At 62.1% G+C, this 14,684-nt stretch carries 15 protein-coding genes, 1 tRNA gene, 2 pseudogenes and 1 riboswitch; of the genes and pseudogenes, 8 read left to right on the top strand and 10 right to left on the bottom strand.

Annotated elements, in window-relative coordinates; all coding sequences use genetic code 11:
- Positions 1-68: 68 nt before the first annotated feature.
- The 5 genes from ACP15R_RS15795 to ACP15R_RS15775 form a co-directional block, all read right to left on the bottom strand.
- Positions 69-1,145 (bottom strand): branched-chain amino acid ABC transporter permease, encoded by a 1,077-nt coding sequence (locus ACP15R_RS15795; protein ID WP_424987418.1) that lies wholly within the window; start codon positions 1,143-1,145, stop codon positions 69-71.
- A 2-nt stretch (positions 1,146-1,147) separates the two neighbouring features.
- On the bottom strand, positions 1,148-1,405 hold the full coding sequence (locus ACP15R_RS15790; protein WP_424987417.1) for a hypothetical protein: 258 nt from the start codon (positions 1,403-1,405) through the stop codon (positions 1,148-1,150).
- 2 nt (positions 1,406-1,407) lie between these two features.
- On the bottom strand, positions 1,408-2,418 hold the full coding sequence (locus ACP15R_RS15785) for a branched-chain amino acid ABC transporter permease (RefSeq protein ID WP_424987416.1): 1,011 nt from the start codon (positions 2,416-2,418) through the stop codon (positions 1,408-1,410).
- Positions 2,419-2,447: 29 nt separating this feature from the next.
- The gene (locus ACP15R_RS15780; RefSeq protein ID WP_424987415.1) at positions 2,448-3,266 is read right to left on the bottom strand and encodes an ABC transporter ATP-binding protein; all 819 of its coding nucleotides are present in this window, start codon (positions 3,264-3,266) and stop codon (positions 2,448-2,450) included.
- Between the two features lie 72 nt (positions 3,267-3,338).
- Positions 3,339-5,312: an AMP-binding protein gene (locus ACP15R_RS15775; RefSeq protein WP_424987414.1), complete on the bottom strand. Its 1,974-nt coding sequence runs from the start codon at positions 5,310-5,312 to the stop codon at positions 3,339-3,341.
- 206 nt (positions 5,313-5,518) lie between these two features.
- Between ACP15R_RS15775 and ACP15R_RS15770 the strand changes: the two genes are divergently transcribed.
- The 6 genes and pseudogenes from ACP15R_RS15770 to ACP15R_RS15745 all read left to right on the top strand — a co-directional run bounded on the left by ACP15R_RS15770 (position 5,519) and on the right by ACP15R_RS15745 (position 9,033).
- Entirely contained in the window at positions 5,519-6,118 is a 600-nt protein-coding gene (locus tag ACP15R_RS15770) for a 2-hydroxychromene-2-carboxylate isomerase (protein WP_424987413.1), read from the top strand.
- Complete coding sequence (locus ACP15R_RS15765) at positions 6,119-8,053, top strand: PAS-domain containing protein (protein WP_424987412.1); 1,935 nt, start codon at positions 6,119-6,121, stop codon at positions 8,051-8,053.
- A pseudogene (locus ACP15R_RS15760) lies at positions 8,050-8,334 on the top strand (response regulator transcription factor); the annotation flags it as partial. The gene ACP15R_RS15765 and the pseudogene ACP15R_RS15760, both read left to right, overlap by 4 nt.
- Positions 8,323-8,406 (top strand): annotated as a pseudogene (locus ACP15R_RS15755) (DNA-binding response regulator); the annotation flags it as partial. The pseudogenes ACP15R_RS15760 and ACP15R_RS15755, both read left to right, overlap by 12 nt.
- Positions 8,380-8,751 (top strand): winged helix-turn-helix domain-containing protein, encoded by a 372-nt coding sequence (locus ACP15R_RS15750; protein ID WP_424987561.1) that lies wholly within the window; start codon positions 8,380-8,382, stop codon positions 8,749-8,751. The pseudogene ACP15R_RS15755 and the gene ACP15R_RS15750, both read left to right, overlap by 27 nt.
- 54 nt (positions 8,752-8,805) lie before the next feature.
- Positions 8,806-9,033: a WGR domain-containing protein gene (locus ACP15R_RS15745; protein ID WP_424987410.1), complete on the top strand. Its 228-nt coding sequence runs from the start codon at positions 8,806-8,808 to the stop codon at positions 9,031-9,033.
- Positions 9,034-9,073: 40 nt separating this feature from the next.
- On the opposite strand, the gene ACP15R_RS15740 is transcribed toward ACP15R_RS15745, so the two are convergent.
- Entirely contained in the window at positions 9,074-9,532 is a 459-nt protein-coding gene (locus ACP15R_RS15740; protein ID WP_424987409.1) for an Lrp/AsnC family transcriptional regulator, read from the bottom strand.
- Positions 9,533-9,673: 141 nt separating this feature from the next.
- Between ACP15R_RS15740 and ald the strand changes: the two genes are divergently transcribed.
- Together ald and ACP15R_RS15730 are read left to right on the top strand one after the other, a co-directional pair.
- Complete coding sequence (gene ald / locus ACP15R_RS15735; RefSeq protein WP_424987408.1) at positions 9,674-10,789, top strand: alanine dehydrogenase; 1,116 nt, start codon at positions 9,674-9,676, stop codon at positions 10,787-10,789.
- Positions 10,790-11,013: 224 nt separating this feature from the next.
- Positions 11,014-12,147: a hypothetical protein gene (locus ACP15R_RS15730; RefSeq protein WP_424987407.1), complete on the top strand. Its 1,134-nt coding sequence runs from the start codon at positions 11,014-11,016 to the stop codon at positions 12,145-12,147.
- Positions 12,148-12,228: 81 nt separating this feature from the next.
- Here ACP15R_RS15730 and ACP15R_RS15725 read toward each other — a convergent pair.
- The 4 genes from ACP15R_RS15725 to ACP15R_RS15710 all read right to left on the bottom strand — a co-directional run bounded on the left by ACP15R_RS15725 (position 12,229) and on the right by ACP15R_RS15710 (position 14,348).
- Positions 12,229-12,305, bottom strand: a tRNA-Met gene (locus ACP15R_RS15725).
- A gap of 110 nt (positions 12,306-12,415) precedes the next feature.
- The gene (locus tag ACP15R_RS15720) at positions 12,416-13,222 is read right to left on the bottom strand and encodes a mechanosensitive ion channel family protein (protein ID WP_424987406.1); all 807 of its coding nucleotides are present in this window, start codon (positions 13,220-13,222) and stop codon (positions 12,416-12,418) included.
- A gap of 95 nt (positions 13,223-13,317) precedes the next feature.
- Positions 13,318-13,749 carry a large conductance mechanosensitive channel protein MscL gene (gene mscL, locus ACP15R_RS15715; protein ID WP_424987405.1) on the bottom strand — a complete coding sequence of 144 codons (432 nt, stop codon included), beginning with the start codon at positions 13,747-13,749 and terminating at the stop codon, positions 13,318-13,320.
- A gap of 149 nt (positions 13,750-13,898) precedes the next feature.
- Positions 13,899-14,348, bottom strand: a complete 450-nt coding sequence (locus tag ACP15R_RS15710; protein ID WP_424987404.1) for a YtoQ family protein — start codon at positions 14,346-14,348, stop codon at positions 13,899-13,901.
- Between the two features lie 195 nt (positions 14,349-14,543).
- Positions 14,544-14,643, top strand: a riboswitch (TPP riboswitch).
- The last annotated feature ends 41 nt before the right edge of the window (positions 14,644-14,684 follow it).

Raw genomic sequence — 14,684 nt, 5'->3', positions numbered from 1 at the left:
GTCCGATGTCGCAGGTCCGCGTTAACCGCGGGTCGTAGTCTGGCGGAACATGTCCCGCCGGCCCGCCCCTAGTGCGGGAAGGGCCACAATCTCAGCTTTTCCTTGGCCAGCCGCCACAGCTGGGCCAGCCCGTGCGGTTCGACGATCAGGAAGAAAATGATCAGACCACCGACGATGACCAGCTGGAAATGCGCCACGATATCCGTGGGCCAGCCCATCATGTCCACGCCCAGAACCTTGAGCGCCACCGGCAGCAGCACCAGGAACGCCGCCCCGGCAAAACAGCCAAAGATCGACCCCAAACCGCCGATGATGATCATGAACAGCACCAGAAATGACTTCTGGATGCTGAACGCCTCGCCAACTTCGACCGCACCAAGATAGACCGAAAAGAACAGCGCCCCGGCAACCCCGACAAAGAACGAGGATACCGCAAAGGCCGACAACTTGGCCCGCAGCGGGTTCACCCCGATGATCTCGGCGGCGATGTCCATGTCACGGATCGCCATCCAGCTGCGCCCCACCGTGCCACGCGTCAGGTTGCGTGCGATCATGGCAGAGAGAACACAGAACACGAGGCAGAAGAGATAGGTGGTCGAGGCCGCCGCATTCGGACCGGTCACTTCGAGGCCGAACACCGTGCGTTCCGGCGCGTTGATCTGCCCCGAGGCGGAATAGTTGTAGAACCACGGCACCTTGTTGAACAGCCACAGCAGGAAAAACTGTGCCGCAAGCGTCGCCACCGCCAGATAGAATCCCTTGATCCGCAGGCTTGGCAGGCCGAACAACACCCCCACCAGCGCGGTCACGCCCCCGGCGAGGATGATATGGATGAACATGCTGACCTCGGGAAAGGCGGTCATCAGCTTGTAACAGGCATAGGCCCCCACCGCCATGAACCCCCCGGTGCCCAGCGACACCTGCCCGCAATAGCCGGTCAGGATGTTCAGCCCGATCGCCGCGATGGCATAGATCAGGAAGGGCAACATGATCGCATTGGCCCAGTAATCGTTGATGACAAACGGAACTACGAGAAAGGCAAAGGCCAGCACCACGTAATACCGGTAGCGGTCGAACTTGATCGGAAAGGTCTGACTGTCCGAGGTATAGGTGGTGTGGAAATCACCGGCTTCACGATAGAACATGCTCAGATCGTCCCCTTGGCATGGGCGCGGTTACGCGTTTCGGCGTCCAGCTGATTGGATTTGCGTGCATAGCCGCTGATTTCGGCCGAGCGCACGAGTTTCATATAGGCAATGATCCCGGTGACCAGCCCACCAAAGGCCAGCAGAGCGGCGATCACCAATTGCCCATCGCTCAGCCCCTCGGCGGTCAGGGCAAGATAGCCAAACGCCCAGAACCCGGACCACGCGATGACATTGATGATGGCGATCAGTTTGGTCATCCTCACACCCTCTCGATGATCTTCTCACCGAACAGCCCCTGCGGACGGAACACCAGGAACACCAGCGCCAGCACATAGGCAAACCAGTTCTCGGTGGCGCCGCCAAGGAAAGGCGCGCCAATGGCGAATTCGAACAGTTTTTCGCCGACACCGATGATCAGCCCGCCGACAATGGCACCGGGAATCGAGGTGAACCCGCCCAGCATCAGCACCGGCAGAGCCTTGAGCGCGATCAGCGACAGGCTGAACTGTACCCCGGACTTGGCCCCCCACATGATCCCGGCGACCAGCGCCACGAACCCGGCCAGCGACCAGACGAGAATCCAGATGAAGTTCAGCGAAATCCCCACCGACAGCGCCGCCTGATGATCATCCGCCACGGCGCGCAGGGCGCGGCCCTGCTTGGTGTATTGGCTGAACGCGATCAGCGCGGCAACAAGGATCGCGGCCACGATGGTCGCGGTGATATCCAGGTTGTCGATAAAGAACCCATAGCCGAACCAGTCATAGGTCACGGAGTCGATGGTCTCGTTGATCCCCTGCGGCAGGCATCCGGACTGGCCGAACAGACAGACATTCAGGGTCTTGATCTCGGATCCCCACATCAGATCGGCCACACCTTCGAGGAAATAGGCCAGCCCGATGGTCGCCATGAACAGGATGATCGGCTCTTGCCCGACAAGATGTCGAAACACGAAACGCTGCACGCACCACGCCAGCAACACCATCACCGCAACCGTCAGCGCAATCGCCAGAAGCGCCGGCAGATGCCAGCCGAAATGATGCAGGTCGGTGCCGAGGGTGGCATTGATCAGATGCGCGAAAGGCACCTGTCCGTTCATGATCCCCACCAGCGTCATCGCGGCAAACAGCGCCATGACCCCCTGGGCAAAGTTGAAAATGCCGCTGGCCTTGTAGATCAGCACGAAACCCAACGCGACCAGCGCATAGAGCACCCCGGCCATCAACCCGTTGAGCGTGACCTCCATCGCGAAAACGAATTGGTCAGACATCCGCGTGCCCCCCTGTCCCTGTCCTCGGCTCAGTCATGTTCCACCCCCAGATATGCGTCGATGACCTCCTGGTTGCTGCGCACCTCGTCCGGTGTGCCATCGCCGATCTTCTTGCCGTAATCCATCACCACCACGCGGTCGGACAGGTCCATGACCACGCCCATGTCATGCTCGATCAATGCGATGGTGGTGCCGAATTCGTCGTTCACATCCAGGATAAAGCGGCTCATGTCCTCCTTTTCCTCGACATTCATCCCCGCCATCGGCTCATCCAGCAGCAACAGCTTGGGCTCGGCGGCCAGCGCCCGGGCCAGCTCGACCCGCTTCTTCAACCCATAGGGCAGCCGCGCCACCGGGGTCTTGCGGATCGCCTGGATCTCCAGGAAATCGATGATCTTCTCCGCGATCTCGCGGTTGGCGGTCTCTTCCGCCTCGGCGCGCCCCTTCCACAGGGCCTGTGCGAACATCCCCGTCTTCATCTGGGTCAGGCGCCCGGTCATCACGTTGTCCAGAACGCTCATCCCCTCGAACAGGGCAATGTTCTGAAAGGTGCGTGCAATCCCCTGCTGCGCCACTTCATAGGGTCGCATCTGCGGCCGCGGCTTGCCCCGGAACCAGACCTCGCCCTCCTGCGGCACATAAAACCCCGACATCACGTTCAGCATCGAAGACTTGCCGGCACCGTTCGGCCCGATGATGGCACGGATCTCGCCCTCGCGAATGTCGAAACTGATATCGGTGATCGCCTTCACACCGCCAAATCGCAAGGTGATGTTCTTCATCTCCATCACCACCCCGCCGATCTTGCGGCCATCTGCGGTGGTATAGCCTTCGGACGCATCAAGCATCGGATGTTCCTTTCCTTCTACGGGACGGTGGGCGGGGCGATGACCGCAGGTCGAGCGCCGTCTCTCCGGCCTTCATTCCGCGGCCACTTTCTGCGGCACCACCGGCACGACCTTGGCATCGCGTATCTCGAGCGTCGCCTTGATGCTGCCCTTGCGCCCGTCCTCATAGGTCACTTCGGTCACCGCGCTGACCCTGGGCGAACCGTCATACAGCGCCGCGACGATATCGGCGTATTTGTCCTCTACGATGCGGCGGCGCACCTTGCGGGTCCGGGTCAGCTCGCCATCATCGGCATCCAGTTCCTTGTGCAGCACCACAAATCGATGAACCTGGCACCCCGACAACATCGGGTCCTCGGCCACCGAACGGTTCACCTCTTCCACGTGGCCCTGGATCGTGTCCATCACCTGCGGATGCCCCGCCAGTTCCTGGTAAGATGCATAGGCGACATTGTTGCGCTCGGCCCAGTTGCCCACCGCCGTCAGGTCGATATTGATGAATGCCGTACACTGGTCGCGCCCGTTGCCGAACACCACCGCCTCCAATACGTTGGGATAGAACTTGAGCTTGTTTTCCACGTATTTCGGCGCAAACAGGCTGCCATCGGCCATCTTGCCCACGTCCTTGGCCCGGTCGATGATCCGCAGGTGGCCGGTTTCTTCCTCGATGAACCCGGCATCCCCCGTCGCGACCCAGCCTTCCGGGTCCTTGGTGTCCGCCGTGCTTTCGGCATTCTTGTAATACTCGACGAAAACGCCGGGGCTGCGATAGAACACTTCCCCGCTTTCGGCGATCCTCAACTCCACCCCGGGGCTTGGAACGCCCACCGTATCGGACCGCACCTGCCCGTCCGGTTGCGCGGTGATGAACACCGTCGCTTCGGTCTGCCCGTAAAGCTGCTTCAGGTTGATGCCCAGGCTGCGGTAGAAATCGAAAATCTCGGGGCCGATTGCCTCGCCCGCCGTATAGCCCACCCGCACGCGGGAAAAACCAAGCGTGTTCTTGAGCGGGCCATAGACCAGCATGTCGCCGATGCGGTACTTCAGCCGGTCCGCCGCGCTCACCGGTTCGCCATCTAGGATCGCGGGGCCGACTTTGCGCGCATGGGCCATGTAGTGATCGAACATCTTGCGCTTGAACGCGCCGGCATCTTCCATCCGGATCATCACGTTGGTCAGCTGTGTCTCGAACACCCGTGGCGGCGCAAAATAATAAGTCGGACCGATCTCGCGCAGGTCGGTCATCATCGTGTCGGCACTTTCCGGGCAGTTCACGCAGAACCCGCACCAATAGGCCTGGCCGATGGAAAAGATGAAATCCCCGACCCATGCCATCGGCAGATAAGCAAGGATTTCGTCATCCTGCCGCAGCTTGTCAAACTCCGACGATGCCCTGGCGGTCTCGATGACGTTGCGGTTGGACAGGACCACGCCCTTGGGCTTGCCCGTGGTTCCCGAGGTATAGAGCATCACGCAGGTCGTGTCGTAATCCGGCTTTTCCCGCCGCCGGGTCAGTTCACCCGCCAGTTCGTCACGCGCGGCACGGCCCTGATCCTGCACATGGGAATACTGGTGCAGATGCGTGTGGTCGTATTTGCGAAGGCCGCGCGGGTCCAGATAGATCATGTGCTCGAACTGGTGCAGCTGCTCCTGCACCTCGATCACCTTGTCGACCTGTTCCTGGTCCCCGGCAATGACAAACCGCGCGCCGCAATGGCCAAGCACATAGGCCATCTCTTCGGCATTGGCATCCTGATAGAGCGGCACCGGAACCGCCCCGACCATCTGCGCCGCGACGATCGACCAATACAGATAGGGGCGGTTGCGCCCGATGATGGCGATAAAGTCGCCTTCGTTCACCCCCATGTTGATCAGGCCAAGGGCCAGCGCCTCGATTTCCGCGGCGGTCTCGGCCCAGGTCCAGCTTTGCCAGATGCCGAATTCCTTTTCCCGATAGGCCGGGCGCGAACCGTATTCGGTTGCATTGCGATGAAGCAACGCCGGAACGGATTGCAATCCTCCGGCGCCTGTCAGCGGCTGAGCCAAGTCTGTTTCCTCCCACAACCGGCCATCCGGCCGATCCCTGATCGTTTTGTTTGCGACCTTGTCGCTTACACAACCCGGCGTGACACTCGCCGTCAACTTTTTCCTGATGATTTCCCAAACCTTTCGAATTGTAACAAGCCGCCCCCGCTTGACTTTCCGCCGCACAGGCCGGGGAATGCCCCGGCACGGAGCAAGGAAACGAATGAATGCCGCGACCGGTGATCGAATTCTGGTTCGAATTTGCCTCGACCTATTCTTATCTGAGCGCCATGCGCCTGCCGGGCGCGGCCCGCGCCGCCGGAGTCGAGATCATATGGCGTCCGTTCCTGTTGGGGCCGATCTTTGCGGCACAGGGTCTTTCGGATTCGCCGTTCAACCTCTTTGCATCCAAGGGGGCCTATATGTGGCGCGACATGGAACGCCGGGCCGCGGCCCACGATCTGCTGTTTCGCCGCCCGGAGGTCTTTCCCCAGAACGGTCTGCGCGCCGCGCGCATCGCCCAGCTGGCCCTGCGCCATCCGGGCGGAATCACCTTTTGCCAGCATGTCTATGACGCAGCCTTTGCCCAGGCGCGCGACATCTCGGACCCGGCGACATTGGCCGATTGCGCCGCACGCGCGGGGTTGCCCGATGACATCATCCCGAGGTCCGAAACGCCGGAAAACAAGCTCGGCCTGCGCCACTGCACAGAACGGGCGGCGTCTCTCGGGCTGTTCGGCGCGCCTAGCTTTCTGGTGGGACAAGAACTGTTCTGGGGCGATGACCGGCTGCAAGACGCCTTGGACTGGGCCGGGCAGCATGGTTAAATGATCCGGCCCAGCCGCAAGGAGACCAATCCCATCCCCGCCCCTGCCGACCAGACCAAGGCGATGACGACCGTCGGGCTGAACCTGATCGCCCAGGCCCTGTCGATCTATGACAGCGACCTGCGGCTCGCGGTCTGCAACAGCCGGTTCCAGGAAATGTTCGACCTGCCCGATCACCTGGTCCGGACCGGTGCGCGGTTTGACGACACCATCCGCCACATGGCCAGCAAGGGTGAATACGGCATTGACGCGGATATCGAAACCGCCGTGCGCCAGCGCGTCGAACAGGCCCGCGCCTTTGAACCGCATTATGTCGAACGCCTGCGGCCCAACGGGCAGGCCATCTCGATCGAAGGCTCGCCGCTGCCGCTGGGGGGATGGGTCACGGTCTATACGGATATCACCCGCGCCAAACGCTCCGAGGCATTGCTGCGCGCCCGTTCGGAAGAATTGACCGACCAGGTGCTGACCCATGCCGAAGACCTCGCGGCAACCAACCGCGAACTCGCCGCGACGATCACCGCGCTGGAAGAGGCCAAGCGCCAGTTGACCGAGATCGAGGCCCGCACCCGGCTCACCACCGAGATGATGCCGGCCCATATCGCCCATGTGGATCACGAGGGGCGCTACACCTATTCCAACCGCCGCCTGTCCAGCGTCATGCCCGGCCGGCCGCAGGATATCGTGGGCATGCATATTGCCGAGGCCCTTGGCGCGTCAGCCTTCGAACGGATCGCGCCGCACCTGACCGCGGCCTATGCCGGAGAGAGCCCGGTTTTCGAATTCACCGAGAACCACAGCGCCCGGCGCATCCGTGTGGCCTTTACCCCGGACGGCACCGGCGGAGTCTATATCCTGTCGATGGACATCACCGGAGAGACCCAGGCGCGGGTGGCCCTGCAACAATCGCGCAGGCGGGCGCTGGCGGCGCAAATGACCAGCGGCATGGCCCATGATTTCTCGAACCTGCTGACCATCATCCTGGGGATGCAGTCCAAGCTTGCCCGCATGGACCTGCCCCCCGAAGCCAGCAGCCTTGTGACCGCAACCCGGTCGGCGGCCCGGCGCGGCGGGAGGCTGCTCAACCGGCTCGCGGACATGACCAGCGGGCGCACCCTGCGCCCCAAGGCAACCGACATGCACATGCTGCTCTCGGATCTCAAGCTTCTGGCCACGCCAAGCCTGCCACAGGCGATGGGGCTGACGGTGCTTGACCACATGCCCGACGACACCCTGCTGCTGGATGCCGGGCTATTGCAGGACGCATTGCTCAATCTCATCCTGAACGCGCGGGATGCTTGTGGCGCCGCCGGCCAGATCACCGTCAGCGCCCATTGCATCGACCAGACATGGATCGAAATCACGGTATCGGATACCGGTCCCGGTTTTTCCTCGGATGCGCTCGACAAGGCGTTGAACCCGTTTTTCACGACCAAGGGCGGCGAGGGCAGCGGCCTTGGCCTGCCGATGGTCTATGACATGACCAAGCTGGCGGGCGGCGATCTGCAACTGGGCAATACCATCACCGGGGCCAGCGTCACCCTGCGCCTGCCCTATCGCGCCGCGCCCGCCACCAAGGGCGGGCTGACCCTGCTGGTCGAAGACAGCGAGCCATTGCGCGCCACCTTTCGCGACATGCTGATCGACCTGGGACATGCGGTGATCGAGGCCACGTCGGTCGACGAAGCCGCGGCGCTGGTTGCCGATATCGACGACATTTCGCTGGTGCTCTCGGACATCAACCTGCGCGACGGCGGCACCGGGCTTGACCTTGTCGACCGGCTTGAGCGCGGCAAGCTGCCCTGTATCCTGATGACCTCGCTGCCCCCGGACGACCCGCTGCATGTGGCGGCGCTCGCGGTTGCGCCGGTTTTGCACAAACCGTTCTCCGCCGCCCAGCTCGCGGCGTTGATCCAGCCGGAGGCCGCCGCATGAGCGAACCCTTTGTCACGATCCTGGATGACGAGCCCGAAATCCGGCAGATGCTGGGCGAGGTTCTGAGCGAAGCCGGGTTTCGCACCCAGAGCTTTGCCCGCGCCCGCGAATTCGAAGCCTCGCTGAAACACGCGACACCGGATGTCTGCCTTGTCGACCTGTCGCTGCCGGATACTGACGGGCTGGCGCTGGTGCATCGGCTGGCGCTTGAAAAAGGCGCGTCGGTGATCATCATTTCCGGCCGTGCCCAGGTGCAGGACCGGGTGGCGGGGCTGGAGCTGGGCGCGGACGACTATATCACCAAGCCGTTTGATCCCGCCGAAGTCGTGGCCCGTATCCGCGCCCGGCTGCGCAGCAACCGCGCGACACCACCGGCCGGAAACACCGCGCATTTCAACGGCTGGACCGCGCATTTCGAACGCTACGCGCTGCAAGACGCGGCAGGCCGGGAAACCACTTTTTCCCATGCCGAGGCCGAGGTGCTGCGGCTGTTCCTGGACAGCCCGAAACGCTTGATCAGCCGCGCACAGATGCAGGAAAGCCTTGGCGGCGCGGCGGGAGAGAGCTTTGACCGGGCGATGGATGTGCGTATTTCCCGCCTGCGCACCAAGCTGGGCGAAGACCCCAAGAACCCCCGCCTGATCAAAACCATCTACGGTGCAGGATATATCTTTCTGGGCGATGTCACCTGGAGCTGAACAGGGGCGAATTTGACTCTTGCCCGGCAGGATCCCCCGCCCTAAGATCCCAGCATGGCTGTCTGTCTGCTCTATCGTCAAACACCGTACCGCGCGCCCCGGTTCTATCGCGTCGAGATCGCGATGAACCTGTTTGGCGAGGTCTCGGTTCTGCGGGAATGGGGTGTGGCGCGCGGGCGCGGACATGGGGTGATCAATGTCTATGGCAACCTGCGCGACGCATCGCTGGCGGCGGATCGGTACCGCGATCGCGCCCTTGGCCGGGGCTATGCGCGGGCCTGACCACGCGGCCCCGGTTCCCGGCTGACCCCGTACATGCCCCCTATACCGGCAACGCGGTCGTCTTGAACACCGTGCGCAGGGCAAAGCTGCTTTGCATTTGCGCCACCCCCGGAAGACGCGCCAGGAATTGCCGGTGAATGCGCGCGAAATCCTCGGTGTTCTCGGCCACCACCTTGAGCAGGTAATCCGCCGTCCCCGCCATCAGGTGACATTCCAGCACATCGGGAATACGCGCCACCGCCTTTTCAAAGGCATCCAGCACTTCGTCCGCCTGCCCCTGCAAGGTGATCTCGACAAACACCGTAGTGCCCACGCCCATCTTGCGCGCATCCAGCAGCGCCACGTAGTTGCGGATATAGCCTTCTGCATCCAGCCGCTGCACCCGGCGGTGACAGGCCGAGGGCGACAGATTGACCTTGTCGGACAGGTCCGAATTGGAAATCCGGCCCGATGTCTGTAAAACGGCGAGAATGCGTCGGTCAAGCGCGTCCAGCCCCATTCGCGCAACTCCCTTGCTGTAGATCACGGAATGGCGCAAGATTATTCGATATCATCGCGATCCACCAGCAACATTATCACGAACCTTGCGGCCACATCGTCCGATACTCGCTTCAGACCGAAACTCAACACAGGATTCGTCATGAAGCTTGGCTGCCCCAAGGAAATCAAACCCCAGGAATTTCGCGTCGGCATCACCCCGAACGCCGCCCAGGAAGCGGTTGCGCATGGGCACGATGTCGTGATCGAAACGCAGGCCGGACTCGGTGCCGGATTTGACGACGCGGCCTATATCGCCGCCGGCGCCACGATCCTGGGAACCGCAGAAGAGGTGTTTCAACAGGCCGACATGATCGTCAAGGTCAAGGAGCCACAAGCTGTCGAGCGCAAGATGCTGCGCGAGGGGCAGTTGCTGTTTACCTACCTGCACCTGGCCCCAGATCCCGAGCAAACCCGCGATCTGCTTGCCAGCGGTTGCACCGCGATTGCCTATGAAACCGTGACTGACCGTGCTGGCGGGCTGCCCTTGCTGGCGCCGATGTCCGAGGTTGCGGGCCGGCTCGCGCCGCAGGTCGGGGCCTGGACGCTGCAAAAGGCCAATGGCGGGCGCGGCGTGTTGATGGGTGGCGTGCCCGGTGTCGGACCGGCGCGCATCATCGTTATCGGCGGCGGTGTCGTCGGAACCCACGCGGCGCGCATTGCGGCGGGCATGGGCGCGGATGTCACCGTGCTGGACCGGTCGCTGCCGCGCCTGCGCTATCTCGACGATGTATTCGGCAACGTGTTCAACACCGGATATTCCACTGCCGGGCTGATGGACGAGCTGCTGCCGCTTGCCGACATGGTGATCGGGGCCGTCCTGATCCCCGGCGCGGCGGCTCCCAAGCTGGTGACACGCGCGCAACTGGGCAACATGAAACCCGGTGCCGCGCTGGTGGACGTGGCCATCGACCAGGGGGGATGCTTTGAAACCTCGCGGGCGACAACCCATAGCGATCCGATCTACGAGGTCGACGGCGTGATGCATTATTGCGTGGCCAACATGCCCGGCGCGGTCGCCCGCACATCGACCATCGCCCTGGGCAACGCGACCATGCCGTTCATGCTGGCGCTTGCCAACAAGGGGTGGAAACAGGCCTGTGCCGATGATCCACATCTTTTGGCCGGCCTGAACGTGCATGCCGGGCAGCTGACCTATGCCGCCGTGGGCGAGGCGCTTGGCATTGATGTCATCACCCCGCAACAGGCGATCGCTTGACCGAGCGCTTTGCGCGGGGGGCATGAAACCAGCCCGCGATGAACCTCGGCGATGCGCCCTCTGTCGTGGCGCATCGCATGACGACCCCTTGCGGGCCAATCGCCAGAAACCTGCCGCAACCACCGCGCGAACCGCACAAGACCGGTCGCCATTTGCGATCAGCGCACGTATCGTCGGGGGGATGCCATCAAATCGGCAATTGCCCAGACGGAGCCCGTGCATTTGTGACCAAACCGAACACCAGGCTGATATTTCATATCGGCGACCCCAAGACCGGCAGTTCCTCGATTCAGCGCGTGTTGTTCAGCAGCGGCTGGACCAGCCCAAGCCGCACGCTCGCCTATCCCGACCGGATCAGCGCGGTGCCCATGGCCAAATCGCTGTATCCCGACGCCCGGGCGAAACGGCGCAGAAACCTGTTCACCGCAAGCGCCGAATGGCTGACCATGCAATCGGCGGATGTGTCGGTGCTGTCGGCGGAACATTTCGCCTTTGTCGCACCCGCAAAACTCAGGTCCGTCACCCGGCGCTTCATGCCGGACCATGCCGATGACATGGGAATCATCGCCTATGCCCGGCCGCATATGGGCCGGTTGGTTTCGTCCTTTTCCCAGGCCGTGAAAATTCGGGGGTTCCAGGGCAGTTTCGAAGATTTCTGCCAGGGTGCCGTGACCTCGCGGCGGTTTCATTATGCGCCCCGGTTTGCCGAATGGCAGGCCACGTTCGACGCCCGGTTTACCCTGCGTCCGCTTGTCGGGTCGCGGCTTCACCGGCAGGACGTGGTCGCCGATTTCCTGCACACGGTGCTTGAAACCGACGATTTCGAGATCACCGCCGATACAAGACAGAATGAATCGCCCAGCGTCGCCCAATTGGCCTGTTTGCGATTCGTGCAATCGCGGTTGCAGGGCACGGCAACCCCGGACCCGGCACGCAAGGCAATCTGCGCAAGCCTGTCGGTCAGGCTGCAAGCGGCCGCGGACACTCCCGGCCAGCGGCTGAAAATGCCGGCCTCGGTTCTCGCTCCCATGCAGCAAGCCTATGGCGAAGACGCCGCCGCCCTGGACAAGAGGTTCTTTGACGGCACCCCGTTCAGCGACGCCTTGCAGGATGCCGCACGCAACACGACCGACGCGCATCAATCGCTTGCAATGGCTGACCATTTCAGCCCCGCACAGATCACCGAGCTGGGCCGGATTACCGATGGAATCATTGCCGAACTCGACGCCGACCCAATCGGCTGGCAACGGCATCACCGCGACGTAAAATCCGGGATTTCCGACTCCGAGGACGAGGATCAGGCCTTTGTGGCCCGCGTCGCCGGGTTGCTGGATGGTATCTGTACCACGCTGGCCTGAATCGCTGCGCCCGGAGCGCCCGGCTTGGTGGCGGGCGCAAGGCGACCACATCGGACAGGAAAAAATGCGCTCGGGAAAGATTGGTAGCGTGAGGCGGACTTGAACCGCCGACCCCAGCATTATGAGTGCTGTGCTCTAACCAACTGAGCTATCACGCCGACCTTGGGGGGCCACTTAGCGAGGACCGGGGCCGGTGTCAATCAGCAGAAGTGACATCCGGCCCATTCTTTGCCCTTGCGCGACGATCATCTTTGCCCTTGCGCGACGATCAGCCGGCTTTCTTGATCTCGACCGTGTGCGGATAGGGGATCGAGATGCCCTGCGCGTCAAACGCTTCCTTGACGTTGCGGGTCATCTGGAACTTGAGATCCCAGTAATCTGCGGAATTGCACCAGATGCGGGTGGTCAGATCAACCGAGCTGTCACCCAGATTCGTCACACGCACCCACGGTTCCGGGTCTTTCAGGACACGGCTGTCCGCAGTCACCTGGTCCAGGATGATCTGCATCGCCTTGCCCGCGTCATCGCCGTAGTCGATGCCGAATACCATGTCGACGCGACGGGTGTCGTGATGGGAAAAGTTCCGGATGATCGCGCCCCAGGCCTGGCCGTTGGGTATGATGATCTGCACGTTGTCGGGCGTGGCCAGTTCGGTGAAGAACAGGTTGAGATCGACCACCGTGCCCGAGGTGCCCGCGACATCGACATATTGCCCGAGCTTGTAGGGCCGGAACAGGATCAGCATGAACCCCGCCGCGAGATCCGACAACGTGCCCTGCAAGGCAAGGCCGATGGCCAGGGTCGCGGCCCCCAGCATCGCCACGAGGCTGGTCGCCTGGATACCAAAGATGCCCAGCACCGCAACCAGCACCATCAAGAGAACGATCCAGCGCACCATGCTGGCGGCAAAATTGCCCAGCGTCTTGTCGATGCGCGGATGCCGGTTCACCCGTCTGCGCACAAAGCCCGACAGGCCACCGGCAAACATCCAGCCGACGATCAGGACGGCCAGTGCCTTGGCCGCATTCAGAACAAGCGGACCGAAGCCGCCCAATTGGTCCATCAATTGTTCCATGTCTTCTGCCTTTTGTTGTTTTGTTAACTCCTGCCCCGGTTAAAGAAAAAGGGCCTGCCAGAGGCAAGCCCTTTCCATTCGCGTGAGTGGTATTTTTATTGCTTTTTGAGAGAGTCGCGAATTTCAATCAGCAGATCGATCTCGCTTGGACCAGCGGGTTCTTCGGGTGCCTCTTCCTTGGGCTTTTCGGCCATCGATTTGGCACGGTTGACGGCCTTGACCAGAAGGAAAACGACAAAGGCGATGATAAGAAAATTGATCACCGCCATGACAAAACGGCCCCAGGCAAAGACGGCGGCACCGGCCTCTTCGGCTTCGGCGATCGAGGCGAAACTGCCCTCGCCGAGCAAGACATATTGCCCCGCGAAATCGATACCGCCCAGGAACAGGCTGATGATCGGATTGATCAGGTCGGCAACCAACGAGCCGACGATGGCGGTAAAGGCCGCACCGATAATGATACCAACCGCCATGTCCATGACATTGCCCTTGGCGATGAAGTCCTTGAATTCCTGGATCACAATCATTTCCCCTAGAATGAAGCTCGAATTGAAATCACATCCCTGCGATGGATATGAGTCCTATCCGGCAACACCCGCTGCGGTCAGGGGGAAAGCACGGCCTCTTCTCCCCCTCAAGCGCCCGAAGGGGAGACAGTTTCAGGGCCTTGTTACGGTCAGCCCGGCAGTTTTCCGGTCAGCACATACCGCAGCACATCGACCACCTGGCGCGGTTCCTCGGCCACGGCAAGCGCCGCCGCGTGTACCTCTTTGAGCGCGTGCTGATGCTCGGGCGGGTTCAGCACGATCAGCGATTTTCCAAGCGCCGCGGCATAGCCCGCGTCAAAGGCGGCGTTCCATTGCTTGTACTTGTCGCCAAAGCGGACCACCACGACATCGGCATCCTCCAGCCCCTTGCGGGTGCGAATCGCGTTGACCATCGCGCCCTTGTGGTCATGCCAATACTTGTTCGGCTCGGCCCCCAGGATCGCGACCCCGCAATCGTCGCTGGCATCATGGTCGGTGACCGGGCTGTTGAAACTCACATCCAGCCCCTGCGACCCCTCGATGATCTGCTCGCGCCAATCCGTGTGAATTTCGCCGGATAGATATATGTTCAAACTCATGATTGTCGCCTCCTGCTGCCTTCGGCACAGACCTATCGCAGCTCTGCACGGGCGGCAACCGGGCACGCCGCACCGCCATCTGACGGGCCGCCATGATGCCGCACCGCGGGGATTGGGCATTGCGAATTGGTTAAAGCTGGCCTATTGACGCGGCGTCATAGGTCGCCCTGGCCCCGGCGGGGCATGCGGCCAAACTATCATCCGTCGGGGGGCCCTTGGGGCTGAGAGGTGCGTGCACCGACCCGTCGAACCTGATCCGGGCAATTCCGGCGTAGGGAACGGGTAGATCGCGCAACCGCGCATGAACTCCCTTCCTCGTTGGCACCCCGGCAAACC

The organism is Microbulbifer sp. S227A (genome assembly GCF_049800935.1).
The sequence above is the reverse complement of the archived record's forward strand: the minus strand, read 5'-3'. Positions and strand labels throughout refer to the sequence as shown.

Bases quoted from the DNA above. Each gene is read 5' to 3' on its own strand.
- ACP15R_RS15795 (WP_424987418.1), bottom strand. From the start codon at position 1,145: ATGTTCTATCGTGAAGCCGGTGATTTCCACACCACCTATACCTCGGAC.
- ACP15R_RS15790 (WP_424987417.1), bottom strand. From the start codon at position 1,405: ATGACCAAACTGATCGCCATCATCAATGTCATCGCGTGGTCCGGGTTC.
- ACP15R_RS15785 (WP_424987416.1), bottom strand. From the start codon at position 2,418: ATGTCTGACCAATTCGTTTTCGCGATGGAGGTCACGCTCAACGGGTTG.
- ACP15R_RS15780 (WP_424987415.1), bottom strand. From the start codon at position 3,266: ATGCTTGATGCGTCCGAAGGCTATACCACCGCAGATGGCCGCAAGATC.
- ACP15R_RS15770 (WP_424987413.1), top strand. From the start codon at position 5,519: ATGCCGCGACCGGTGATCGAATTCTGGTTCGAATTTGCCTCGACCTAT.
- ACP15R_RS15765 (WP_424987412.1), top strand. From the start codon at position 6,119: ATGATCCGGCCCAGCCGCAAGGAGACCAATCCCATCCCCGCCCCTGCC.
- ACP15R_RS15745 (WP_424987410.1), top strand. From the start codon at position 8,806: ATGGCTGTCTGTCTGCTCTATCGTCAAACACCGTACCGCGCGCCCCGG.
- ACP15R_RS15740 (WP_424987409.1), bottom strand. From the start codon at position 9,532: ATGGGGCTGGACGCGCTTGACCGACGCATTCTCGCCGTTTTACAGACA.
- ald (WP_424987408.1), top strand. From the start codon at position 9,674: ATGAAGCTTGGCTGCCCCAAGGAAATCAAACCCCAGGAATTTCGCGTC.
- ACP15R_RS15720 (WP_424987406.1), bottom strand. From the start codon at position 13,222: ATGGAACAATTGATGGACCAATTGGGCGGCTTCGGTCCGCTTGTTCTG.
- mscL (WP_424987405.1), bottom strand. From the start codon at position 13,749: ATGATTGTGATCCAGGAATTCAAGGACTTCATCGCCAAGGGCAATGTC.
- ACP15R_RS15710 (WP_424987404.1), bottom strand. From the start codon at position 14,348: ATGAGTTTGAACATATATCTATCCGGCGAAATTCACACGGATTGGCGC.